Origin of the sequence: Klebsiella sp. BIGb0399 (assembly GCF_003752615.1) — a bacterium.
Lineage (GTDB): Bacteria > Pseudomonadota > Gammaproteobacteria > Enterobacterales > Enterobacteriaceae > Klebsiella > Klebsiella lignicola.
The window spans coordinates 687155-710278 of the sequence record NZ_RKHT01000005.1; the positions used below are offsets into that span (position 1 = coordinate 687155).

At 59.4% G+C, this 23124-nt stretch carries 21 protein-coding genes and 1 pseudogene; 12 read left to right on the top strand and 10 right to left on the bottom strand.

The genetic code is table 11. The features are described 5' to 3' along the window. Positions 1–117 precede the first annotated feature (117 nt). The 5 genes from EDF82_RS03580 (at position 118) to nhoA (ending at position 4722) form a co-directional block, all read left to right on the top strand. A complete protein-coding gene (locus EDF82_RS03580; protein WP_123754227.1) occupies positions 118–819 on the top strand; it encodes an ABC transporter ATP-binding protein in 702 nt (233 codons plus the stop codon). Further along, a complete protein-coding gene (locus tag EDF82_RS03585; RefSeq protein WP_123754228.1) occupies positions 816–1784 on the top strand; it encodes an ABC transporter substrate-binding protein in 969 nt (322 codons plus the stop codon). Before EDF82_RS03580 ends, EDF82_RS03585 begins: the two co-directional genes overlap by 4 nt. Positions 1785–1936: 152 nt before the next feature. After that, on the top strand, positions 1937–2059 hold the full coding sequence (locus tag EDF82_RS25550) for a hypothetical protein (protein ID WP_255417644.1): 123 nt from the start codon (positions 1937–1939) through the stop codon (positions 2057–2059). Between the two features lie 85 nt (positions 2060–2144). Beyond that, complete coding sequence (locus tag EDF82_RS03590; RefSeq protein ID WP_123754229.1) at positions 2145–3800, top strand: iron ABC transporter permease; 1656 nt, start codon at positions 2145–2147, stop codon at positions 3798–3800. Between the two features lie 76 nt (positions 3801–3876). After that, the gene (nhoA, locus tag EDF82_RS03595) at positions 3877–4722 is read left to right on the top strand and encodes an N-hydroxyarylamine O-acetyltransferase (RefSeq protein WP_123754230.1); all 846 of its coding nucleotides are present in this window, start codon (positions 3877–3879) and stop codon (positions 4720–4722) included. A 45-nt stretch (positions 4723–4767) separates the two neighbouring features. Here the strand turns inward: nhoA and EDF82_RS03600 are convergent, their stop codons facing one another. Both EDF82_RS03600 and EDF82_RS03605 read right to left on the bottom strand, forming a co-directional pair. After that, positions 4768–5178 (bottom strand): tautomerase family protein, encoded by a 411-nt coding sequence (locus EDF82_RS03600; RefSeq protein WP_123754231.1) that lies wholly within the window; start codon positions 5176–5178, stop codon positions 4768–4770. A 10-nt stretch (positions 5179–5188) separates the two neighbouring features. Next, positions 5189–5503, bottom strand: coding sequence for a carboxymuconolactone decarboxylase family protein (locus EDF82_RS03605; protein WP_123754232.1), 315 nt, complete (start codon positions 5501–5503; stop codon positions 5189–5191). A gap of 115 nt (positions 5504–5618) precedes the next feature. Here EDF82_RS03605 and EDF82_RS03610 point away from each other — a divergent pair, with 115 nt between their 5' ends. Continuing rightward, positions 5619–6536: a LysR substrate-binding domain-containing protein gene (locus EDF82_RS03610; protein WP_123754233.1), complete on the top strand. Its 918-nt coding sequence runs from the start codon at positions 5619–5621 to the stop codon at positions 6534–6536. Between the two features lie 54 nt (positions 6537–6590). On the opposite strand, the gene EDF82_RS03615 is transcribed toward EDF82_RS03610, so the two are convergent. From EDF82_RS03615 to EDF82_RS03645, 7 genes are all read right to left on the bottom strand, one after another. Then, positions 6591–6857 (bottom strand): hypothetical protein, encoded by a 267-nt coding sequence (locus EDF82_RS03615; RefSeq protein ID WP_123754234.1) that lies wholly within the window; start codon positions 6855–6857, stop codon positions 6591–6593. Positions 6858–7049: 192 nt separating this feature from the next. Beyond that, on the bottom strand, positions 7050–7730 hold the full coding sequence (gene narI / locus EDF82_RS03620; protein WP_123754235.1) for a respiratory nitrate reductase subunit gamma: 681 nt from the start codon (positions 7728–7730) through the stop codon (positions 7050–7052). Continuing rightward, the gene (narW, locus tag EDF82_RS03625) at positions 7727–8422 is read right to left on the bottom strand and encodes a nitrate reductase molybdenum cofactor assembly chaperone (protein WP_123754236.1); all 696 of its coding nucleotides are present in this window, start codon (positions 8420–8422) and stop codon (positions 7727–7729) included. The genes narI and narW overlap by 4 nt, the downstream gene beginning before the upstream one ends. Continuing rightward, the gene (gene narH, locus EDF82_RS03630; protein ID WP_123754237.1) at positions 8422–9948 is read right to left on the bottom strand and encodes a nitrate reductase subunit beta; all 1527 of its coding nucleotides are present in this window, start codon (positions 9946–9948) and stop codon (positions 8422–8424) included. Before narH ends, narW begins: the two co-directional genes overlap by 1 nt. Beyond that, positions 9945–13685: a nitrate reductase subunit alpha gene (locus EDF82_RS03635; protein WP_123754238.1), complete on the bottom strand. Its 3741-nt coding sequence runs from the start codon at positions 13683–13685 to the stop codon at positions 9945–9947. Before EDF82_RS03635 ends, narH begins: the two co-directional genes overlap by 4 nt. A gap of 60 nt (positions 13686–13745) precedes the next feature. Next, positions 13746–15134, bottom strand: coding sequence for a NarK family nitrate/nitrite MFS transporter (locus EDF82_RS03640; protein WP_123754239.1), 1389 nt, complete (start codon positions 15132–15134; stop codon positions 13746–13748). Between the two features lie 285 nt (positions 15135–15419). Next, positions 15420–16001 (bottom strand): TetR family transcriptional regulator, encoded by a 582-nt coding sequence (locus tag EDF82_RS03645; RefSeq protein ID WP_123754240.1) that lies wholly within the window; start codon positions 15999–16001, stop codon positions 15420–15422. Positions 16002–16121: 120 nt separating this feature from the next. Between EDF82_RS03645 and EDF82_RS03650 the strand changes: the two genes are divergently transcribed. Continuing rightward, the gene (locus tag EDF82_RS03650) at positions 16122–17612 is read left to right on the top strand and encodes a SmvA family efflux MFS transporter (protein ID WP_123754241.1); all 1491 of its coding nucleotides are present in this window, start codon (positions 16122–16124) and stop codon (positions 17610–17612) included. A 2-nt stretch (positions 17613–17614) separates the two neighbouring features. Here EDF82_RS03650 and EDF82_RS03655 read toward each other — a convergent pair. Next, a pseudogene (locus tag EDF82_RS03655) lies at positions 17615–18503 on the bottom strand (IclR family transcriptional regulator C-terminal domain-containing protein). Positions 18504–18624: 121 nt separating this feature from the next. Here EDF82_RS03655 and EDF82_RS03660 point away from each other — a divergent pair. The 5 genes from EDF82_RS03660 (at position 18625) to benB (ending at position 23118) form a co-directional block, all read left to right on the top strand. Next, positions 18625–19791, top strand: coding sequence for a muconate cycloisomerase family protein (locus tag EDF82_RS03660; protein ID WP_199733658.1), 1167 nt, complete (start codon positions 18625–18627; stop codon positions 19789–19791). Between the two features lie 20 nt (positions 19792–19811). Further along, complete coding sequence (gene catC, locus EDF82_RS03665) at positions 19812–20102, top strand: muconolactone Delta-isomerase (RefSeq protein WP_123754244.1); 291 nt, start codon at positions 19812–19814, stop codon at positions 20100–20102. A 78-nt stretch (positions 20103–20180) separates the two neighbouring features. Continuing rightward, positions 20181–21107 (top strand): catechol 1,2-dioxygenase, encoded by a 927-nt coding sequence (gene catA / locus EDF82_RS03670; RefSeq protein ID WP_123754245.1) that lies wholly within the window; start codon positions 20181–20183, stop codon positions 21105–21107. 143 nt (positions 21108–21250) lie between these two features. Beyond that, positions 21251–22633, top strand: coding sequence for a Rieske 2Fe-2S domain-containing protein (locus EDF82_RS03675; protein ID WP_123754246.1), 1383 nt, complete (start codon positions 21251–21253; stop codon positions 22631–22633). Next, complete coding sequence (gene benB / locus EDF82_RS03680) at positions 22633–23118, top strand: benzoate 1,2-dioxygenase small subunit (protein WP_123754247.1); 486 nt, start codon at positions 22633–22635, stop codon at positions 23116–23118. Before EDF82_RS03675 ends, benB begins: the two co-directional genes overlap by 1 nt. Positions 23119–23124: the final 6 nt, after the last annotated feature.

Below are 23124 nucleotides of genomic sequence, written 5' to 3' on the forward strand. Positions count from 1 at the left end.
ACTAAATCCCAAAGAGGATCACAACATGGAAGCTCTCCTGTCTTTATCACAGGTGAGCGCGGCCCGTCAGGTGTTAACCGCGGGCAGAGCATCGCTTTCCCAACGGGGAGGGCGAGAATGCGCGCGCTGACCAGCATCACACTCGATGGCGTCTCATTCGCCTTCGGTCCCCAGACCGTTCTTCATCAAATCGACCTGCAGATCGACGCGGGCAGCATCGTGGCGCTTTTAGGGCCGTCGGGCTGCGGCAAAAGCACCTTGCTGCGTCTGCTTGCGGGACTCACCGTGCCCGCCAGCGGCGAAATTCGTTTCGGCGACCGGCTGGTGGCAAAACGCGGTTGGGCAATGCCGCCGGAGCAGCGCGACATCGGCATGGTGTTTCAGGATTACGCCCTGTGGCCGCACATGACGGCGGCGCAGAACGTCGCCTTTCCGCTACGGATGCGCGGCGTATCGCGGCATGACCGACAAAAGCGAGTCGCTGAAGCGCTGGCGCTGGTGGGCCTCAGCGGTTTCGCCGAGCGTAAGCCTTCCGGATTGTCCGGCGGGCAGCAACAGCGCGTGGCCCTGGCTCGCGCCATCGTCGCTGAACCCCGGGTCCTGCTGTTTGATGAGCCGCTCTCCAATCTCGATAGCGAACTGCGGGAGTCACTGTGCGTGGAGATGAGCCGTCTCTTGCGACAGTTGGGGATCACCGCCGTATACGTCACTCACGATCGCCGCGAAGCCGAGCTGCTGGCCGACAGAATTGTTCATCTCTCGGCGGGCGCCATCGCCGCCGTGCGCACCGTTACTTCATCCTCAGGGGAACTTGCATGAAAACTGTTATGACCATTAAGAAAGGAGCTGCGCTCGCGATGCTGTTGTCCGCCACCATGATGTCCAGCGCCCATGCGCTGACCGTATACACCGCCGGTCCCGGCTCGCTGGCGAAGAACCTTGCCAGCGGCTATGAGAAGAAAACCGGAGTGAAGGTCAATATTTTCCAGGCCACCACCGGCAAGGTGATGGCCCGTCTGGAAGCCGAGCAGGCCAACCCGCAGGCGGATGTGCTGATCTCTGCCTCCTGGGATACCGCCGAGGATTTACATCACCGCGGCTGGCTGCTGCCGTACCAGAGCGCCAATGCCGATAAGGTGCCGGCGAACCTGAAAACGGCGGATTATGTCGCGCAGGGGATCTCGGCGCTGGGTATCGTCTGGAATACCAAAAGCGGGACCCCGGAGCCGAAAGAGTGGCGCGACCTGACCGAAGCGGCGTTCAAGGACAAAGTGACCACGCCGGACCCGGCGCTCTCCGGCGCATCGCTGGATTTGCTGATCGGGTTACAAAATGGCATGGGCGATAAAGCCTGGGCGCTGTTTGACGATCTGAAGCGCAACGGCATGGTGGTCAGCGGGCCGAACGCTCAGGCGGTTACCCCGGTGATGCAGGGGGCGAAAGCGGCGGTATTCGGCGCGGTGGATTATGTCTCCTATGGCAACATCCATCAGGGCGAATCCCTGAAGGTGATTTTCCCCGCCAGCGGCACGGTGATTGCGCCGCGTCCGATGATGATCCTCAAGACCAGCCAGCATGCTGATGATGCCAAAGCCTTCGTTGATTATGTCCTGTCGCCGGAAGGCCAGGCGCTGGTTGCCGATGCCTGGCTGATGCCGGCGCGCAGCGATGTCCAGGCCAGGCGCCCGCTGCTTAATGAGCTGAAGATCCTACCGACCACCAGCGATGGCAGCAGTGAACGTAGCGCGGTGCTGTCCCGATTCAATACGCTGTTCGCACAGTAAACCGATGTGTCCCCAACGTATCCGGGGGATCCGGTCTGGCACATTTCCCGGAGGCGGCGCTGGCGCGCCTGTCCGGGCTACCGGACTATCAGCGACGTAGCCCGGTCAGCGCAGCGCCACCGGGGCCGGCACATTTCCCGGAGGCGGCGCTGATGCGCCTGTCCGGGCTACTGGATCATCAGCGACGTAGCCCGGTCAGCGCAGCGCCACCGGGGCCGGCACATTTCCCGGAGGCGGCGCTGGCGCGGCTGTCCGGGCTACCGGACCATCAGTGACGTAGCCTGGTCAGCGCAGCGCCTCCGGGGATCGGGCGACAGAACTGCCGATAGGTTGCGGGCGATTATTTTCCAGGAACATGCCGTGAAACAAACATTGATATCCGGGTTTACGCTGACCGCGCTGCTGGTGCTGGTGGCGTTACCGTTGTTATTTATCGTCCTGCAGGCGATATTTCCGCACTTCAGCGCCGGTTCGCTGGACGGGGCAATGAGCGGCGTTTCGACGCTGGTCAAAGAACCACAGCTGCTGTCGATGCTCGGCGGCACCCTGTGGGTCGCCGCTGGCGTGGCGCTGATGAGCGTGCTGATTGGCCTGCCGCTGGGGGTATTGCGCGGTCTGTTTACGCTGCCGATGCCGCGCCTGTGGGATCTGCTGTTCCTGATCCCGTTTCTGACGCCGCCCTATATTTCGGCCCTGTCGTGGATGCTGGTGCTGCAAAGCAACGGCTATCTGCAACAGCTCACGGGCTGGGATCTTAACGACCTGCTGTTCAGCCGCAGCGGGATCGTGCTGGTGATGACCTTTAACATCTTCCCGGTGGTCTATTTCGCCGTTTCCCGCAGCCTGCTGGCGAGCGGTCAACGGCTGGCGATGGTGGCCCGTGTGCACGGCGCCAGCGCCTGGCGGGCCTTCTGGCATATCACGCTGCCGATGCTCTCGCCGGCGCTGGCGGCGGGGATGCTGCTGGCGTTTACTCTGGCAATTGAAGAGTACGGCGTTCCGGCGGCGCTGGGCTCGCGGGCCGGGCTGACGATGCTCACCGTCGGCATCGAGAAAAAACTCGCCGACTGGCCGATTGATTTACCCGGCGCCTCGCTGCTGTCGCTGTTGCTGATCGCGGTGGCGCTGCTGGCCTGGTGGCTGCAAAAGCGGCTTACGGGCGATACAGAGGTCACCAGCGTGACCGGCAAGCCGGGAGAGAACAGCGGTGCCAGCCTCGGCTGGCTGGCGACGCCGGCGGTACTGCTGACGGCCGGAGTTGGCGGGCTGGCGGTGGTGCTGCCGGGGGCCTCGATGGTGCTGACCAGCCTGATGGGCACATTATCCGGCGGTATTCACAGCGATAATTTTACCTTGCGTCATTTTACCGCGCTGTTTGCCCAGCAGGGCGATGCGCTGTCGGCGTTGGGGACCAGCCTGTCGCTGGCGCTGGCGTCGGCATTGATTGTCGGGCTGATCGGACTGCTGGCGGCCTGGCTGGTGCTGGTGCAGAAAATCAAGGGCAGCGCCCTGGTCGATGCCTTATCGTTGATGCCGGCGGCGCTCCCGGGGGTGGTGGTGGGCGTGGGGTTGATTCTGCTGTGGAACCAGCCGTTCTGGCCGGTTTCGCCCTATAACAGCTGGTTTATGCTGCTGCTCTCCTATTGCTGCCTGCTGTTGCCGTGGCCGGTGCGCTATGTCGGCAGCGCACTGCGCCAGCTCGGCACCAACCTCGAACCGGCAGCGCGGGTACACGGCGCCACGCCTCTGCAGGCGCTGCGTTTAATCGTCCTGCCGCTGGTGTTTCCGGCGCTGCTGGCCGCCATGCTGATGGTGTTTGCGGTGGCCTCGCGCGAGCTGGTGACCTCGCTGCTGCTGGCACCGGCCGGTACCCAGACCGTAGCGGTGTTTATCTGGCGCCAGTTTGAGCAGGGCTCGGTCGGGCAGGGAATGGCGATGGCCTCGCTGACGCTGTTGACCGGGCTGGTATTGATGCTCAGCGCGTTGGCGTTAATGCAGCGGAGCACACGCGAATAAATACGACCGCACAAAATAGACGGTCAAACGGCAAAAATAGGCTATAAATGTCGGACACCGATTGCTGGAGGCATTGATGAGTCCATTTTTAAGCGCCTATTTTTCCCGTCTGGGCTGGACGGGAACCCCTGATGTTTCTATCGACACCTTGCGCGACCTGCATATTCACCACAACAGCGCCATCCCGTTTGAAAATCTGGATGTGCTGTTGCCCCGGGAGATCCACCTTGACGATCGCACGCTGGAAGAGAAGCTGGTGAACGGTCAGCGTGGCGGCTACTGCTTCGAGCAAAACGGTCTGCTGGAAAGAGCGCTGCGCGAGCTGGGCTTTAAAGTCCGCAGCCTGTTGGGAAGAGTGGTGCTGGCGAATCCGCCGCAGATGCCGCCGCGTACCCATCGTTTGCTGCTGGTAGAAGTGGAGGGCGAACGCTGGATCGCCGATGTCGGTTTCGGCGGGCAGACGCTGACCGCACCGATTCGCCTGCTGGCGGATGTCGAGCAAGCCACCCCGCACGGTGAGTATCGCCTGCTGTGTGAGGGAGAGGCCTGGACGCTGCAGTTCAGCCACCACGGCCACTGGCAGTCGATGTACCACTTTGACCTCGGTCACCAGTACGCCTCCGACTATGTGATGGGCAATTTCTGGTCGGCCCACTGGCCGCAGTCGCATTTCCGCCACCATCTGCTGATGTGCCGCCATCTGCCGGACGGCGGCAAAATGACTTTAACTAACTTCCACTTCACCCACTGGGATAAGCACCATGTGGTTGAGAAGATTGACTTCCCGGACGTTCCGGCGCTGTATGCCGCGCTGCAGTCCCGTTTCGGCCTCGGCGTCGATGATGCCAAATATGGTTTCAGCGAAGCGGAACTGGCAGCGGTGATGGCGGCGTTTGATACCCATCCGGAAGCCGGTAAGTAGGGCGCTCAAGGGCCGGAAACGACGTTCTCCGGCCCGCATCCGTCGTCACCGCGTAACCGGGACATCCGTTAAACAGAACATCTTGCCGCCGCTGAACGACCAGTCTTCCGGCTCGGTAAAGCCGATCACCACCATCACCTCGTGCGGACTGATGCCCAGCGACTGTTCAAGTCGCGTCACTAAATCCTGATAAAAACGCTGCTTTTGCAGAGGGCTGCGCGGCTTACCGGCGGTTATCTGAAACAGCAGGAAATCATCGCTGCGCCCGGCTTCAGCCGTGCAGAGATAGTGCGGGTTAACTATCCGCTGCCCTGAACGGTAGCAATCGAACAGCTGAAAGCAGTCACCGGCCGGGACCGAAAAATGGTCTTCCAGCGCCTGCTGTAACGCGGTGCTAATCGCGGCGTGCCAGGGGGCGAAACGTTGCTCTGAAATCGCAATGCGGGTTACGGGCATCGTCGTCTCCTTATTCCGCGTTGAGCTGGTGCAATACGTTTAATGCCGACACCGCAGCAGGCCAGCCGGCATAAAACGCCAGGTGGGTCATTAGCTCGGTGATTTCGCTTTGGGTGACGCCGTTTTTTTCAGCGAACTGCAGGTGCCAGCCGAGCTGTTCCGGGCGATACAGGGCAACCAGCGCGCTAAGGGTGATCAAACTTCTGTCGCGCGCAGAGAGTTCCGGACGCTGCCAGATATCGTTAAACAGCACCTCTTCGCTCAGCGAGGCCAGTTTTGGCGCCAGTTGTGCGAGGTTTTCCCGTGTCAGATGACCGTTACTCATGTTTTTGCCCTTATTGTGAAATTAGTGGGGTGTCACAGAGACGATATCCGGTTATGATTGTTTTGATAATCATATAATTCATGACAAATAGTCCTGAAAAACGGGATGATTGATAATGGCCAGAAGACCACTGACCCTGGATGCCGATGCGCTGCGTGCTTTTGTCACCGGGATGGAGTTGGGGAGTTTTGCCCTGGCAGCGGAACGCCTCGGGCGTTCAACCTCGGCAGTCAGCGCGCAGCTGAAAAAACTGGAGCAGCAGACCGGCATGGCGCTGGTGCAGAAGGCGGGCCGTCATCTGGCATTGACGCCTGAAGGCGAAATCATGCTGGGTTACGCGCGACGCATGCTTAGTCTCAATGATGAAGCCTGTGCCGCGTTGCAGGCCAGAGGGGTGAGCGGCGAGGTGCGTCTCGGGTTGCAGGAGGATTTTGGCGAGGTGCTCCTGCCGGCGATCCTCGGGCAGTTTGCCCGGTCCTGTCCGGAGGTTGAAATTGCCGTGACCGTGACCCGCAACGCGCCGCTGCGAGAGGCGATGCTGCACCAGGAGCTTGACCTGGCGCTGAGCTGGGAAGGGCGCGAGCAACCGGCTTTTGACCGGGCGCTGGGAAGGGCGCCGCTGCGCTGGATCGCGGCGCCAGAGTTCGACATCGCCACGTATCTCGCCAAAAACCAGCCGTTGCCGCTGCTGGCGTTTGAAGCGCCCTGTGTGATGCGTACCGCCGCCACAACGGCATTAGATAACGCCGGTATTCCCTGGCGTATTGCGTTTACCAGCCGCAGCCTGAACGGTATCTGGGCCGCCGCCTCTGCCGGGTTAGGGGTCGCGCTACGTACCACCATCGGCATGCCGGCGACGCTGCAGGTCATTAAGGCCACAACGCTGCCCGACGCGGGAGATATTGGCGTCGGGCTATATGGCGATGAACGTCGCCTTACTGCACCGGCAAAGCTGCTGCTTGATACCATTATTGACTGCTTTGCGCTGCATCTGCCGCCGACGGACGCTGCGCCGTGGCAGCCAAAACGCTAATAAGCCGGGCTGTTACTCACATTGTTATTAACCCGGCTATTTCATTCACTATATTTATGTAAAAAACCAAACAATAAAGCCGAACATGGCGATGATGCCGACAAATATAATGTTGTCGGTATAGTCTTTTACTTCCTGCATATACTCATCATTAAATTGATTTAACGCCTTAACGGCCTGGACTTCGTTCTCTGCATCCACTTCAATATGATGTTTTCTAAACCCTTTTTGCTTCATCTCTTTAATAAATGCACGGGTCACTTGTTCTTTTGGAAACGCTTTGCCACCGCTGGTGCTGATAAAAATGACATATTTATTCATGGTTCCCTCACTGGAAACGTCTCTTCCGTTGGCGTCATGGTGTTAAGGCAAATATGACAATCATGAGAGGCGAGTATAAAACATGGCGAGGATTGGCGACAGATACCGCCGGTGCAATAAAAACGCCCGACTCCTGAACCGGAAGCCGGGCGTTTGCTTTTAACAAGGAGTACCAGCTATAGGGTTAGCCCCTCAGCGCCGGGATCGCACCAGCTGATAGCGGCGGGTTAAATATTCGATCGGTGCGCTCCAGACGTGCACCAGGCGGGTGAAGGGGAAGATTAGGAAAATGGTCATCCCGAGCACCAGGTGGACGCGGTAGATAAACGCCACGCCATCAAGATGCGCCGAGGCGCCGCCGTGGAAGGTCACCACCGCCTGGGCCCAGTCCACCAGCTTTAACATCTCGCTGCCGTCAGGGTGCTGGGCCGAGAAGGGAATGGTGGTTAACCCCAGAATGCACTGAATCAGCAAAATGCTGAGGATCACAATGTCCGCCGTCGATGAAGTGGCGCGAATGCGCGGGTTGGTCAGCCGACGAATCAACAGCCCCGCGCCGCCCACCAGCGTCAGCACGCCGCAGATGCCGCCGAGGATCATCGCCATCAGCTGTTTCTGCGACATCGGCAGGAACCACGAGTAGACCCAGTGCGGGGTCAGCATGCCGAAGAGGTGACCGAAGAATATCCCCAGAATGCCGATGTGGAACAGATTCGACCACAGCACCATCCCGCGTTTGTCGAGCATCTGGCTGGAGGAGGCGCGCCAGCTGTACTGCCCGTAGTCATAGCGCAGCCAGCTGCCGATGAGAAACACCGTCCCGCACACGTAGGGGTAGATGTCGTAAAAGAAGAGGTTCAGGTACTGTATCATTTCGGGCCTCCGGCACGGACGTCAACGTACTGCGGCGCGACGTCCTGGCTAAAGCGTCGTTGATAATGTTGCATCGGCGAGCTGTCGCAGGCGGTGGCGTTATCTTCGATAAACTTCACCTGCTCCTCTTCCCACACGGCATCCAGCGCCTGGCGGGTGTCATCGCGTTGCTCGCCTGCCACCTGTTTCGTGACACTGTCACTATTGAGGGGGCTGCCGGCCAGCGCCAGCAGCGTGTCAAACAGTTGATAGTAATCGCATTGTCGTTGTTTCAGACGGCCGCCCAGCAGGGCAAGGATCGGCGAGACGTTTTGCAATCCCTCCCTGGCCGCGTCCGTCTCGAGCGTGCTGAGGTACTCGAGATAGAGCGGCAGATGGTCCGGCAGCTCCCGGCAGTCGAGCTGCAGACCGGCCTGCTCGTACTGGTTCATCAGATTGACCATCGCCTGGCCGCGGTCGCGGGATTCCGCATGCACATGTTCGAACAGCAGCAGTGAGGTGGCGCGCCCGCGCTCGAACACCTCGCACCATTCGGCCTGGCGGTCGAGCAGCGGCGCGGCCAGCAGCGGGGCGGCAAACGGCAGCAGCGCCGGCGCATCGGCGCCGACCAACGCCAGCGCCTCCTCGCGGTTGTCCCACAGCAGGGCGTCCGGGTACTCCAGCAGCAGCCCGATGACATTAAGGATCCGCATTAGTCTTTCTCCCCAATGTTGATCGCATCGATACGCTGGCTGTTGAACAGGTTGAATTTGGTATCCGAGCCGTGGCAACCGTCACCGAAAGTAAAACCGCAGCCGTTACGTTCCGGGAAGGCATCTTCCGCCATTTCACGGTGGCTGGTGGGGATCACAAACCGGTCTTCATAGTTGGCGATAGCCAGATAGCGGTACATCTCTTCAACCTGCTCGACGCTTAACCCCACTTCTTCGATCGCCCGGGTATCGGTGACCCCTTCGACGGTCTGGGAGCGTTTATAGTGGCGCATCGCCATCATGCGTTTCAGGGCGCGCAGCACCGGGCCGGTATCGCCGGCGCTCAGCAGGTTCGCCAGGTACTGCACCGGAATACGCAGGCTCTCCACCGCCGGCAGAATTGTGCCTTTATTCGGCAGACCGCCGGCATCGGCGACCGACTGGATCGGCGACAGCGGCGGCACGTACCAGACCATCGGCAGGGTGCGGTATTCCGGGTGCAGCGGCAGCGCCAGCTTCCAGTCCATCGCCAGTTTATACACCGGAGACTTCTGCGCCGCTTCGATCACGTTGTGCGCAATGCCCTGTTTCAGCGCTTCTTCAATCACCGCCGGATCGTGCGGATCGAGGAACACATCGCACTGACGTTCATAGAGATCGGTTTCATGCTCGGTGCTGGCCGCTTCCTCAATCCGGTCGGCGTCATACAGCAGGACGCCGAGGTAGCGAATGCGCCCGACGCAGGTTTCTGAGCAGACCGTCGGCTGGCCGGACTCGATGCGCGGATAGCAGAAGATGCACTTCTCGGATTTGCCGCTTTTCCAGTTAAAGTAGATTTTCTTGTACGGACAACCGCTGATGCACATGCGCCAGCCGCGGCATTTATCCTGATCGATCAGCACAATGCCATCTTCTTCACGCTTATAGATGGCGCCGCTCGGACAGGTGGCGACGCAGCTCGGGTTGAGGCAGTGTTCGCACAGGCGCGGCAGATACATCATGAAGGTGTTTTCAAACTGGCCGTACATCTCTTTCTGCATCGCCTCGAAGTTGCGGTCGTGGGCGCGTTTTTCAAATTCGCCGCCCAGCAGCTCCTCCCAGTTTGGCCCCCAGCTGATTTTGTCCATTCGTTTACCGCTGATCAGCGAGCGCGGGCGGGCGGTCGGCAGATGCTCACTTTCCGGCGCGGTGTGCAGATGCTGGTAATCGAAGGTGAAGGGTTCGTAATAGTCATCGATGCCCGGTAGTTGCGGGTTGGCGAAGATTTTTGATAGCACGCCCACCCGGTTGCCTAGGCGCGGGGTCAGCTTGCCGGTGATCCCCCGGATCCAGCCGCCTTGCCACTCTTCCTGGTCTTCCCAGTTTTTCGGATAGCCGATGCCGGGTTTAGTTTCGACGTTATTAAACCAGGCGTATTCCATCCCTTCGCGCCCGGTCCAGACGTTTTTACAGGTGACCGAACAGGTGTGGCAGCCAATGCATTTGTCGAGATTCAGCACCATCCCGACCTGTGAGCGTATTTTCATTTTTTCGCCTCCTGTACCTGATCGCGACCTTCGTTATCCAGCCAGCTGATGTTTTTCATTTTACGAATCATGATGAATTCATCGCGGTTGGAGCCGACGGTACCGTAATAGTTAAAGCCGTAGGCCAGCTGCGCATAGCCGCCAATCATATGGGTTGGTTTGGGGCAAATACGGGTCACGGAGTTATGGATCCCGCCGCGACGACCGGTTACTTCGGAGCCGGGAATATTCATGATGCGTTCCTGCGCGTGGTACATCATGGTCATCCCCGGTGGGATACGCTGGCTCACCACCGCGCGGGCGGTAAGGGCGCCGTTGGCGTTGAAGGCTTCGATCCAGTCGTTATCTTCAATGCCTAACTCTTTGGCGTCGGTTTCGCTAAGCCAGACGATCGGCCCGCCGCGCGACAGGGTCAGCATCAGCAGGTTTTCACTGTAGGTGGAGTGAATCCCCCATTTCTGGTGCGGCGTGAGGAAGTTGAGCGCCTTTTCCGGGAAGCCGTTGGGCGGGATCTCGCGCATGTGGCTGACGCTGCGGGTATCAATCGGCGGACGGTAGACCACCAGGCTTTCGCCGAAGTCGCGCATCCACGGATGGTCCTGATACAGCTGCTGGCGGCCGGAGAGGGTGCGCCACGGGATCAGCTCGTGGACGTTGGTGTAGCCGGCGTTGTAAGAAACATGTTCGCTTTCGAGGCCGGACCACGTCGGGCTGGAGATGATTTTGCGCGGCTGCGCCTGGATATCGCGAAAACGAATCTTCTCGTCTTCTTTGTTGATTGCCAGATGGGTGTGATCGCGCCCGGTAAACTCGCCGAGCGCTTGCCAGGCTTTAACCGCGACCTGACCGTTGGTCTCCGGCGCCAGGCTGAGGATCACCTCCGAGGCATCGATGGCGCTGTCGATGCGCGGTCGGCCTTTGGCCGGGCCGTCGAGCTTGACGTAATTGAGTTTGCCAAGGAATTCGACCTCATCCTCGGTTTTCCAGTTAATGCCCTTGCTGCCGTTGCCGAGCTTATCCAGCAGCGGCCCCAGCGAGGTAAAGCGCTCGTAGGTCGCCGGATAATCACGCTCCACCACCGCGATGGTTGGCGCGGTTTTTCCGGGGATCAGATCGCATTCGCCTTTATGCCAGTCCTGCACCTCAAACGGCTGGGATAGCTCGCCCGCCGAATCGTGCTGCAGCGGCAGAAGCACCACATCCGTTTCAGTATCGAGATGCCCCACGCAGACCGTCGAAAAGACCCGGGCAATCTCTTTATAGATTTCCCAGTCGCTTTTGGCTTCCCAGGCCGGGTCGACCGCGGCGGAGAGCGGGTGGATAAACGGGTGCATATCCGAGGTATTCATATCGTCTTTTTCATACCAGGTGGCGGTCGGCAGGACGATATCGGAGAACAGACAGGTGCTCGACATCCGGAAATCGAGCGTCACCAGCAGGTCGAGTTTGCCTTCGATGGCGGCGGTCTGCCACTCCACCTCTTCGGGTTTCACCTCGTCCGTGGCCCCTAGTTCATCGCCCTGAATGCCGCTGTCGGTACCCAGCAGATATTTGAGCATGTACTCGTGGCCTTTGCCGGAAGAACCCAGCAGATTAGAACGCCAGATAAACATATTGCGCGGGTGGTTTGCGCCGCTGTCCGGCTGCTCGCAGGCAAAGCGGATCGCGCCGGATTTCAACGCCTGGACGGTGTAGTCCGCCGGCGACAGTCCGGCGACATCGGCCTGCTGTTTGATGGTCAGCGGGTTGAGGTTCAGCTGCGGCGCGGAAGGCAGCCAGCCCATCCGTTCCGCCCGAACGTTAAAATCAATCAGGTGGCCGGTATAGCGGCTGGCATCCGCCAGCGGGGAGAGCAGTTCCTGGGCGGTGAGCTTCTCGTAACGCCACTGGCTGGAGTGGTTATAAAAATAGGAGGTGCTGTTCATCTGCCGCGGCGGGCGGTTCCAGTCGGTGGCAAAGGCCAGCGGTAGCCAGCCGGTCTGCGGGCGCAGCTTCTCCTGGCCGACATAATGCGACCAGCCGCCGCCGCTCTGGCCGACACAGCCGCAGAAGACCAGCATATTGATCATCCCACGGTAGTTCATGTCCATGTGATACCAGTGGTTCACCCCGGCGCCGAGGATGATCATCGACCGGCCATGGGTCTTATGCGCGGTGTCGGCAAACTCCCAGGCAATTTGCTCAATGTGCTGGCGCGGGACGCCGGTGATCTGCTCGGCCCAGGCCGGGGTATAGGCTTTGATTTCGCTAAAATCGCTGGCCGCATTGCTGTCATCAAGCCCGCGATCGAGGCCGTAGTTGGCCAGCACCAGGTCATAGACGCTGACCACCAGGGCGCTGTCGCCGTTAGCCAGCGTCAGGCGTTTTGCCGGTAGCGGGTGAATGATCACCGGCTGCTGGGCCACGCTGCGAAAGTGAGGGTTCTCATTGCCGCCAAAGTAGGGGAAACCCACGGGGACCACGGCGTCGTTAAAGGGCAGCAGGGAGAGCGCCAGTTCGGTCTCTTTTCCGGCGGCCAGCGGTTCGAGGTTCCATTTGCCTTTTTCACCCCAGCGAAAGCCAATGGAGCCGTTGGGAGCCACCAGTTCACCGGCGCTGCTGAACGCCACGGTTTTCCACTCCGGGTTGTTACTTTCCCCCAGCCCGTCCAGCAGGTCGGAGGCGCGGACCATGCGGCCCGGCACCAGGCTGCCGTCAGCGCGCTCCTCGAGCATCACCAGCATCGGCATGTCGGTATAGTGGCGGCAGTAGTTGAGGAAGTAGTCGCTCGGGTTGTCGAGATGGAAACACTTTAAAATCACGTGGCCCATGGCCATAGCCAGCGCGCTGTCGGTGCCCTGTTTCGGCGCCAGCCACTGGTCGCACAGTTTTGCCACTTCCGAATAATCCGGCGTGATGGCGATGGTTTTGGTGCCTTTGTAACGGACCTCGGTAAAAAAGTGGGCGTCCGGGGTGCGGGTCTGCGGCACGTTCGACCCCCAGGCGATGATGTAGCTTGAGTTATACCAGTCGGCGGATTCCGGGACATCGGTCTGCTCACCCCAGGTCATCGGCGAGGCCGGCGGCAGGTCGCAGTACCAGTCGTAGAAGCTCAGGCAGGTGCCGCCAATCAGCGACAGATAGCGGGTGCCGGCGGCATAGGAGACCATCGACATCGCCGGGATCGGCGAGAAGCCCACAATGCGGTCCGGGCCATACTGTTTGATGGTCCAGACGTTGGCGGCGGCAATCAGCTGGTTCAGCTCTTTCCAGGTCGAGCGAATAAAGCCGCCTTTGCCGCGCATCTGTTTGTAGCTGAGGCACTTCTGGCGGTCCTGCATGATGCTGTCCCAGGCATCGACCGGGTCCGGATTCAGCGCCAGCGCTTCGCGCCACAGCTCAATCAAGCGCTTGCGCGCCAGCGGGTATTTCAGGCGGTTGGCGCTGTAGAGATACCACGAGTAGCTGGCGCCGCGCGGGCAGCCTCGCGGTTCGTGGTTGGGCAGATCCGGGCGGGTGCGCGGGTAGTCCGTCTGCTGGGTTTCCCAGGTGACCAGGCCGTTTTTAACGTAAATTTTCCAGCTGCAGGATCCGGTGCAGTTGACCCCATGGGTGGAGCGGACGATCTTGTCAAACTGCCAGCGCTGCCGGTAGCTATCCTCCCAGTCACGGTTGGTATCCAGTAGCTGGCCGTGGCCGTTGGCAAAGGTCTCGCGTTTCTGCTTAAAGTAGCGAAAGCGATCCAGTAGTTTGCTCATGACATTATCTCCTGACGGAGGCAGGCGCCTCCGTGGTTACCGTGCTCAGCAGGGTTGTGATTATTTTGTGGCGGGCTTGCGACGGCCGTAGACCAGCCAGGTCACCAGTACGCAGACGACATAAAAGACGAAGAACACCTTCATGGCGCCGACCGGCGAGCCGGTCATGGCGAGCGACGTGCCGAAGGCTTTGGGGATGAAAAAGCCGCCGACCGCGCCGATGGCGGAGATAAACCCCAGCGCCGCGGCGGTGTCGGTGACCGCTTCATGCTGGGCCTGCTCATCGCTACCGCCGCGTTTCTTGACGCTGTCGATGGTTATCTGACGGAAGATGACGGCAATCATCTGGAAGGTGGAGCCGCTGCCGAGACCGGCGGTGAGGAACAGCCCCATAAACACGATGTAGAAAGCAAGAAAGCTGCCGGAACCGGAGCCCGGCAGGGTCAGAAACAGCAGGCCGGTAAACAGCGCCATCAGGATAAAGTTCACCAGGGTTACCTTCACGCCGCCCAGCCGGTCGGAAATGATGCCGCCGAATGAGCGCGCCAGGGCGCCGATAAACGGCCCGAAGAAAGCTAGCTTGAGGATGTTAACGTCGGGAAACTGGGTCTTCGCCAGCATTGCGAAGCCGGCGGAGAAGCCGATAAAAGAGCCGAAGGTGGCAAGATAGAGCAGGCTCAGCAGCCACATATGCGGGCGTTTTAAGACCGGCAGCTGATCGCGGATCGCCGTTTTGGAGCCGGCAATATCGTTCATGCCGAACCACGCGGCGACGGTGGCCGCCAGCAGCAGCGGCACCCAGATCAGCGGCGAGTTACCCAACCACAGGGTCGAACCATCCCCTTGGTCAACGCCGCGCACGCCGAGGAAGGTGAAGATCGGTAAAAAGATCACCACCGGCGACAGCAGCTGCATCACGCTGACGCCGAGGTTACCCAGGCCGCCGTTGACGCCCAGGGCGCTGCCTTGCTTCGCTTTGGGGTAGAAAAAGCTGATGTTGCCCATGCTGGAGGCGAAGTTAGCCCCGGCAAAACCGCAGAGCAGGGCGATGATGATAAACATCCAGAACGGCGTTGCCGGATTCTGTACCGCGATCCCCAGCCACAGGCACGGGACCACTAATATCACCGTGCTGATTACCGTCCAGTAGCGCCCGCCAAATATCGGCACCATAAACGAATAGGGCACCCGCAATATTGCGCCCGACAGCGAAGGGAGCGCGGTTAATAAAAACAGCTGGTCGGTAGTGAAATTAAAACCGACTTTATTCAGATTGACCGCAACGGCGCTGAATAACATCCAGACGCAGAAGGCCAGTAGCAGGCAACTGACTGAAATACAAAGATTCCTCCGTGCAATTGCCTTTCCTTTATTTTCCCAGAATGCCGGATTTTCTGGTCGCCAGTCTTTTAAAAGGTAATGATTATCTTTCTCATTTTCTCTCGACATATTGCCCTCGAATACCCAGTAACCAAAGGAAAATTAAATTTGAGAAAACAGCAAATTAATCAGAAGAGGTGATTCAGGATGGCAGATCTTATTATTGTCGTGATTGAAGAATAGATAAAAAAATAGCCGTGGCAGAATGCCCGCTGCGAATAGGGTTTTATTATTTGTTACTAAATGTAAATTTTAGCAGGATAAACCACCAGCAATGCGCTGCGGTCTATGTCAGCTCAGGGCCCGACAGACGGGGCCTGAGCAGGGATCTGCCGCGTGGGAGCACTGGCCTGGTCAGGAGCGTAACAGTTCCATCGCTATATTATTATTTATATAACGAGTGAAGGTGCTATCGTCAATAACGTCCATCCCCAATACATAGATCCCGTCCAGACCGCAGACCAGCGAAATTAAGCGCCAGGCAATATCTTCAGGGCTATCGGTGGGGTGAAATTCACCGCTGTCGACGCCGTCGCGAATAATATTCACGGTTTCCGTGTGCCACATCGACATGGTCAGCAGGTAGGCCGCTTTGATATCGCTATCGCTGCTGGCGAGCAGCTGGCCCTCGCGCCACAGGCGAATATAGGGTTCCAGCCGGCGATCTTCGCTCCCGAGCACCGCGAACAACCGCTCCTGGCAGCTGCTCTGCGGGGATACCAGCTGAATATCCATCATTTCGCGGATCAGCCGGACAAATACCTGGGCTTTCAGTTCGCCGGTGGAGCTGAAATGGTGGTGCAGTTGCCCGGTGGAGACCTGCGCCTCTGCGGCGATCTGTCGCACAGTCATCGCCGCCAGGCCGCCCTGCAGCGCCACGCGCATGGCCGCCAGCATGATCACTTCGCGGCGTGCTTCCCGATTTAAATAATGCATATTTCCCCGCTGAAACGTGGTGTCGATGGATAGTAACAAAAAGTTGGACAGTCGTTCAACAATCCGGCAGGATCGCATTCCTGAACATCTGTTCAATTTATAAATGTGAGGAATAAAGAGATGTCCCGGCAATGGTTAACGCTCGTGGCGATTCTGTTGGTTTATCTGCCGGTGGCGATCGATGCCACCGTGCTGCATGTCGCTGCGCCTACGCTCAGCATGTCGCTGGGCACCAGCAGCAATGAGCTGCTGTGGATCATTGATATTTACTCGCTGGTGATGGCCGGCATGGTGCTGCCGATGGGGGCGCTTGGCGACAAAATCGGCTTTAAACGCCTGTTGCTGCTCGGCAGCGCTATTTTTGGCGTCTCATCGCTGGCGGCGGCGTTTGCGCCCAACGCCCCGGCGCTGATTGCCGCCAGGGCGCTGCTGGCGATCGGCGCGGCGATGATCGTGCCGGCGACCCTGGCCGGTATCCGCAACACCTTTTCTGAGGCGCGTCATCGTAATATGGCCCTCGGCCTGTGGGCGGCTATCGGTTCCGGCGGCGCCGCCTTTGGCCCGCTGGTGGGGGGGATCCTGCTGGAGCAATTTTACTGGGGGTCGGTGTTCCTGATCAATGTGCCTATCGTGCTGGCGGTGATCGCCTTCTGCGCCCGGATGGTGCCATCGCAGCCCGCGCGGCGCGAACAGAAGCTCAAAATTACCCAGGCGTTAATGCTGATTGCGGCGATCCTGATGCTGATCTTCAGCGCTAAATCGGCGCTGAAAGGCCAGATGGCGCTGTGGATGACCGGGCTGGTGGCGCTGGCGGGTGCGGCGCTGCTGACCTGGTTCGTGCGCCAGCAGCTCTCCAGCAGCAACCCGATGGTCGATATGCGGCTGTTTACCCACCGCATTATCTTAAGCGGCGTCATGATGGCGATGACCGCGCTGATCACCCTGGTGGGCTTTGAACTGTTGATGGCCCAGGAGCTGCAGTTTGTCCACGGTAAAACGCCGTTTGAAGCCGGGCTGTTTATGTTGCCGCTGATGCTGGCGAGCGGATTTAGCGGGCCAATTGCCGGGGTGATGGTGTCGCGCCTCGGCCTGCGCCAGGTGGCGACCGGCGGCATGCTGTTAAGCGCCTTCAGTTTCCTGGGGCTGTCGGTGACCGATTTCAGTACCCAACTGTGGCAGGCGTGGGGGCTGATGATCCTGCTGGGCTTTAGCGTTGCCAGCGCGCTGCTGGCGTCCGGGGCGGCGATTATGGCGGCAGCGCCGAAAGAGAAAGCGGCGGCGGCGGGGGCCATTGAAACCATGGCCTATGAACTGGGGGCCGGTCTGGGGATCGCGTTGTTCGGCCTGATCCTGACCCGCAGCTACAGCTCGTCGATTGTGCTGCCCGCTGGTGTGGAAGGCCAGGCGGCAACTCAGGCCGCGTCGTCCATCAGCGAGGCCATTGCGCTGGCTCAATCGCTGCCGGCCATTCCGGCCCATTCGCTGATCGACGCCGCCAAAACCGCGTTTATCAGCGCCCACAGCGTGGTGCTGCTGACCGCCGGGGTGCTGCTGCTTCTGCTGGCGACCGGTATCTGGCGCAGCCTGGCAAAAGCGCCGGAGATGCAATAAGTCTACAGCTGGAGTGACAACTCCATTGCCGCCCGCCGCAGCGGGGCCAGCGCTTTTTCCCGCAGCGCGGCGGCGCTCATGGCGGGGGCGGGGGCGCCAACGTTCAGCGCCGCCACCACCTGACCGCTGCGCGACAGCAGCGGGACCGCCAGCGAACACAGCCCGACTTCAATTTGCCGGTCGGCGAGGGCATAGCCCTGCATCCTGACCCTGGCTATCTCCTCGCGCAATCCCGGTAGATCGCAGACGGTATGCGGGGTGTAGCGTATTAAATTCGCACGTGACAATGTCACTTCTAGCTGGTCTTCCGGCAGGGCGCTGAGCAGCACGCGCCCCATCGAGGTGGCCCATGCAGGAAGACGACTGCCGCGCCCGATGTCGACGCTAAGCAGATTGTTGACCGCCGCTCGGGCGATATACAGCACGTTATCCCCGTCGAGGGTCGCCGCAGAGCAGGATTCTCCCAGCGACTTGCCGAGATTATCCAGCGCGGTTTGCGCCACCTTTGCCAGCGGCGTACCGGCCAGATAGGCGTGACCCACCGCCAGCACACGCGGCAGCAGTTCATAGCTGCGCCCGTCCGGGCTGTGCACCATTCCCAGCGCGGCCAGGGTGTACAGGCAGCGGCGAACGGCGGCACGGGAAATTTGCGTTTTCTGGCTGAGCTGCGAGATGGTCAGCCGCTGACGCTGGGGAGTAAAGGCATTGAGAACTTCCAGCCCGCGCGCCAGGGACAGCATAAAGTTGGGGTCATGCTCGGCCTGCCTGGCGCTGAGGGTGGTTGGCGGTGTTGCGCTCATTGAATTCCTCTCCATTCGAAGCCAAAAGCTCACGGGGCACCACTATACCGCGCGTAAAAATGGCGGTGATGGAATGTGCCTGTTTTCCCACTCGGATCACATTATTAACCTCAATTTAACAAGCGCGTCGATAATCGCACAACATTTCGATTATCGCCGTTGACCATTTCCCCGGCTCGCCCCTATTGTCAAAGGCATCGTCACCCCTCGTTATGAATGAGGGTACAAAAAGTTATGTATTTAACCTTCAGGAACAGAACATGACCGCGACCGTAGAACGCATTGAAAGCTGGCTGGTTGACCTGCCGACTATTCGCCCGCACAAACTCTCCATGACCACCATGGGCTGCCAGACGCTGGTGATTGTCCGCATTACGCGCTCGGACGGCATTTGCGGGATTGGCGAAGCGACCACCATCGGCGGTCTGAGCTACGGCGTGGAAAGCCCGGATGGTATCGCTTCGGCCATCACCCATTACCTGACGCCGCTGCTCAAGGGCCAACCGGCAGATAACCTCAACGCCCTGACCCAGCGCATGAACGCCGCCATCAAAGGCAACACCTTCGCTAAATCAGCCATTGAGACCGCGCTGCTGGATGCTCAGGGTAAGGCGCTGGGGCTGCCGGTGTCGGCGCTGTTGGGCGGTGCGCTGCAGACCTCGCTGCCGGTGCTGTGGACCCTGGCGAGCGGCAATACCGATAACGATATCGCCGAAGGCGAAAGGCTGCTGGCCGAACGCCGCCATCAGGCGTTTAAGTTAAAGATTGGCGCCCGCGAGTTAGCCACCGACCTGCGTCATACCCGGGCGATCGTCGAAGCGCTGGGCGACCGCGCCAGCATCCGCGTTGATGTCAATCAGGCCTGGGACGCCACCGCGGCGGCGAAAGGCTGTCGTGAGCTGGCGGCCATGGGTATCGATTTAATTGAGCAACCGGTCAGCGCCCAGGACAACGCGGCGCTGGTGCGCCTCAGCCACAACATTGAGACAGCGATCCTCGCGGATGAAGCGGTGGCGACCCATTACGATGGTTATCAGCTGGCGCAGCAGGGCTTTAGCGGTGCCTATGCGTTGAAAATCGCCAAAGCGGGCGGCCCGGCCAGCGTATTAGCGCTGGCACGCGTGGCGCAAGCGGCGGGTATCGGCCTGTACGGCGGCACCATGCTGGAAGGGACCGTCGGTACGGTGGCCTCGCTTCACGCCTGGTCGACGCTGCCGCTGCAGTGGGGCACCGAAATGTTTGGCCCGCTACTGCTGAAAGACGACATCGTCAGCGTGCCGCTCTCCTTCGTGGACGGGCAGGTCGCGCTGCCGCAGACCCCGGGTCTGGGCGTCACGTTGGATGAAGATAAATTGCAGTTCTACGCGCGCAAAGCGTAGCGCATCACAGGAGAAAACCGATGCTGTTTAAAGTGGATATGACCGTCAATATTCCGCTGGGCTATCCGGCCGACGAAATTGACGACATTAAGCAACGTGAAAAAGCCTATTCGCAGCAATTACAGCGTGAAGGCAAATGGCGCCATATCTGGCGGGTGGCAGGGCTGTACGCCAACGTCAGTATATTCGATGTGCGTGACGCCGAAGAATTACATCAAATTTTAATGGGTTTGCCGTTATACCCGTTTATGGAAATACGCGTCGAGGCATTGTGTCGCCATCCCTCCTCAGTACGCGAAGACGATAGCTAATAAATAATAAGAAACCTCACGCCGGTTATTCCGGCGTACACCCTACAAGCAACCTGCAAGCAATAAGTGAGAATCACAATGAAAAATTCTTTCGTACAACAAGACGCCGTGCAGAAATTATTACGTGAAAGTGCTGGGTTAAATGTGCCTGGTGGTAATGAGCGCTTTAAAGCCATTGTGCATCGGGTGCTGGAAGATATGTGTAGCCTGATCGACGATTATAATGTGACCCAGGAAGAGTTCTGGCATGCGGTGAATTATCTGCATGAACTGGGTGGCCGTCAGGAGGCCGCACTGCTGGCGGCGGGTCTCGGTCTTGAGCACTTCCTCGATTTGCGCCAGGATGCCATTGACGCCGCCGCGCACCAGGAAACCGGCACGCCGCGCACCATCGAAGGCCCGCTGTACGTCGCCAATGCGCCACTGGCCGACGGACACACGCGGATGGATGACGGCAGCGATGCCGGCGAGGTGATGTGGCTCCACGGTCAGGTACGTGATACCCAGGGCCGCCCGGTCGCCAATGCGATCGTCGATATCTGGCACGCCAACACCCTCGGCAACTACTCGTTCTTCGACCAAAGCCAGGGCGAATATAACCTGCGCCGGCGGATCCGCACCGGCGCCGATGGCCGCTACAGCGTGCGCAGCATTATGCCTTCCGGCTACGGCTGCCCGCCTGACGGCCCGACCCAGAAGCTGCTTGACCAACTGGGTCGCCACGGTAATCGTCCGGCACACATTCATTTCTTCGTCTCCGCGCCGGGCCACAAGCATTTAACCAGCCAGATTAACCTCAGCGGCGATAAGTACCTGTGGGACGACTTCGCCTTTGCGACCCGCGACGGCCTGATTGCCGACCCGGTGAAAATCACCGACCGCGAGCTGATTGCCCAGCGCAAACTTGACGGCGAGCATACCGAAGTGTGCTTCGACTTTACGCTGTGCAAGGCGCAAAACGCCGACCAGGAACAGCGCATCAGCCGCCTGCGCGCGCAGGAGTAACTGCCGGTACACCCCCGGACCGCTGCGTCCGGGCTGGTGAATCTTGTTATCGCCCGGCCCGTATTGCGCGGCCGGGGATATTCCCGAATTAATTATTCTTTCTGAACTCATTGATTCCTGAATTCTGCAGGAGGGCTAAGCTCATGCAAAAAACATTCACCCTGTTAAAAGATAAAATCAGCAATGCCTTAATTGTTGATCGCCAGAATCATGTATATCGTTGCCACCGCTCGATCTTCACCGACGAGCAGTTATTTGATTTTGAAATGAAGCATATATTCGAAGGCAACTGGGTATTTCTCGCCCATGAAAGCCAGATCCCGGAAGCGGGCGATTATTTTACCCTGACGCTGGGGCGTCAACCGGTGATTATTACCCGCGATAAAAAAGATCAGCTGCATGCCTTAATTAACAGCTGCGCCCACCGTGGCGCGATGTTATGCCGGCGCAAAACCGGCAATAAAAACTCGTTTACCTGTCCGTTCCACGGCTGGACCTTCAGCAATAACGGCAAACTGCTGAAAGCCAAAGATGAAAGCACCGGCGGCTATCCCGACAGCTTTAAACATGAAGGATCACACGATCTTAAAGCCTTGCCGCGCTTCCAGTCGTATCGCGGTTTCTTATTCGGCAGCCTCAGCGAAGACGTACAGCCGCTGGAACAGTATCTCGGCGAAACCTGCAAAATTATCGACCTGATGGTCGACCAGGCCGCAGAAGGGCTGGAGGTCCTGAAAGGCTCCTCAAGCTATGTCTACGAGGGTAACTGGAAGCTGGGAGCGGAAAACGGCGCCGACGGCTATCACGTCAGCGTGGTGCACTGGAACTACGCTTCCACCATGTCGCGCCGCAACTATGAGGCCGAAGGCACCCATTCCGTCGATGCCAACGGCTGGTCGAAGAGCCTCGGCGGCGGTTACGGTTTTGAAAACGGCCATATGCTGCTGTGGACCCGGGCGCTGAACCCGGAAGTGCGCCCGGTGTTTGCTCACCAGGCGCGCCTGCAGGCCGAATTTGGCGAGCTTCGCGCCGACCAGATGGTCAACGAAACCCGCAACCTGTGCCTCTATCCCAACGTCTATTTAATGGATCAGTTCTCGACGCAGATCCGCGTGATCCGCCCGATTGCCGTCGATAAAACCGAAGTCACCATCTGGTGTTTCGCCCCCAAAGGGGAGTCGGACCAGGCGCGAGCGCTGCGCATCCGCCAGTACGAAGATTTCTTTAACGTCAGCGGCATGGGGACGCCGGACGACCTCGAAGAGTTCAGCGCCTGCCAGCGCGGCTATCTTGGCGAGAACCTCGCATGGAGCGACCTCAGCCGCGGGGCGTTGCACTGGGTCGATGGCCCGGATGAGCACGCGCAGCACGCCGGGTTTACCCCGCTGCTGAGCGGCGTCAAGTCGGAGGATGAAGCGCTGTATATCGCCCATCACCACCACTGGCAAAACGTGATGCTGGCGGCGCTGGATAAAGAACAGCAGCGCTACGAGCAATCCATTACCCAACGTGTGGAGGTGGTGTGATGCTGAGCCTCGAACACGTTCGCCAGTTCCTCTATTACGAAGCCCGCCTGCTGGACGACCGTCAGTGGGACGAATGGCTGACCTGCTACAGCCCGAAAGTGGTGTTCTGGATGCCGGCCTGGGGCGACGACGACAAGTTGACCCGCGACCCGCAGCGCGAAATCTCGCTGATCTACTACCCGAACCGTGACGGGCTGGAAGACCGCGTATACCGAATTAAAACCGAGCGCTCCGGCGCCAGCACGCCGGAACCGCGGACCACCCATATGATCAGCAATGTGGAGCTTCTCGGCGAGACCCCGCAGGGCATCGAAGTGCGCTACAACTGGGTCACCTACAGCCACCGCTACCAGCACACCGATGCCTATTTTGGCTCGACCTGCTGCACCCTGACGGAAGTGGACGGCAAACCGCAGATCCTGCGCAAAACGGTGCGTCTCAATAACGACTACATCCGCCAGGTGATTGACGTTTACCATATTTAAGAGGTG

Bases quoted from the DNA above. Each gene is read 5' to 3' on its own strand.
- narW (WP_123754236.1), bottom strand. From the start codon at position 8,422: ATGCGGATCCTTAATGTCATCGGGCTGCTGCTGGAGTACCCGGACGCC.
- EDF82_RS03615 (WP_123754234.1), bottom strand. From the start codon at position 6,857: ATGAATAAATATGTCATTTTTATCAGCACCAGCGGTGGCAAAGCGTTT.
- narI (WP_123754235.1), bottom strand. From the start codon at position 7,730: ATGATACAGTACCTGAACCTCTTCTTTTACGACATCTACCCCTACGTG.
- benB (WP_123754247.1), top strand. From the start codon at position 22,633: ATGCTGAGCCTCGAACACGTTCGCCAGTTCCTCTATTACGAAGCCCGC.
- EDF82_RS03640 (WP_123754239.1), bottom strand. From the start codon at position 15,134: ATGTCGAGAGAAAATGAGAAAGATAATCATTACCTTTTAAAAGACTGG.
- EDF82_RS03580 (WP_123754227.1), top strand. From the start codon at position 118: ATGCGCGCGCTGACCAGCATCACACTCGATGGCGTCTCATTCGCCTTC.
- EDF82_RS03605 (WP_123754232.1), bottom strand. From the start codon at position 5,503: ATGAGTAACGGTCATCTGACACGGGAAAACCTCGCACAACTGGCGCCA.
- catA (WP_123754245.1), top strand. From the start codon at position 20,181: ATGAAAAATTCTTTCGTACAACAAGACGCCGTGCAGAAATTATTACGT.
- EDF82_RS03600 (WP_123754231.1), bottom strand. From the start codon at position 5,178: ATGCCCGTAACCCGCATTGCGATTTCAGAGCAACGTTTCGCCCCCTGG.
- EDF82_RS03660 (WP_199733658.1), top strand. From the start codon at position 18,625: ATGAATGAGGGTACAAAAAGTTATGTATTTAACCTTCAGGAACAGAAC.
- nhoA (WP_123754230.1), top strand. From the start codon at position 3,877: ATGAGTCCATTTTTAAGCGCCTATTTTTCCCGTCTGGGCTGGACGGGA.
- EDF82_RS03645 (WP_123754240.1), bottom strand. From the start codon at position 16,001: ATGCATTATTTAAATCGGGAAGCACGCCGCGAAGTGATCATGCTGGCG.
- EDF82_RS03675 (WP_123754246.1), top strand. From the start codon at position 21,251: ATGCAAAAAACATTCACCCTGTTAAAAGATAAAATCAGCAATGCCTTA.
- narH (WP_123754237.1), bottom strand. From the start codon at position 9,948: ATGAAAATACGCTCACAGGTCGGGATGGTGCTGAATCTCGACAAATGC.
- EDF82_RS03610 (WP_123754233.1), top strand. From the start codon at position 5,619: ATGGCCAGAAGACCACTGACCCTGGATGCCGATGCGCTGCGTGCTTTT.
- catC (WP_123754244.1), top strand. From the start codon at position 19,812: ATGCTGTTTAAAGTGGATATGACCGTCAATATTCCGCTGGGCTATCCG.
- EDF82_RS03650 (WP_123754241.1), top strand. From the start codon at position 16,122: ATGTCCCGGCAATGGTTAACGCTCGTGGCGATTCTGTTGGTTTATCTG.
- EDF82_RS03635 (WP_123754238.1), bottom strand. From the start codon at position 13,685: ATGAGCAAACTACTGGATCGCTTTCGCTACTTTAAGCAGAAACGCGAG.
- EDF82_RS03585 (WP_123754228.1), top strand. From the start codon at position 816: ATGAAAACTGTTATGACCATTAAGAAAGGAGCTGCGCTCGCGATGCTG.
- EDF82_RS25550 (WP_255417644.1), top strand. From the start codon at position 1,937: ATGCGCCTGTCCGGGCTACTGGATCATCAGCGACGTAGCCCGGTCAGC.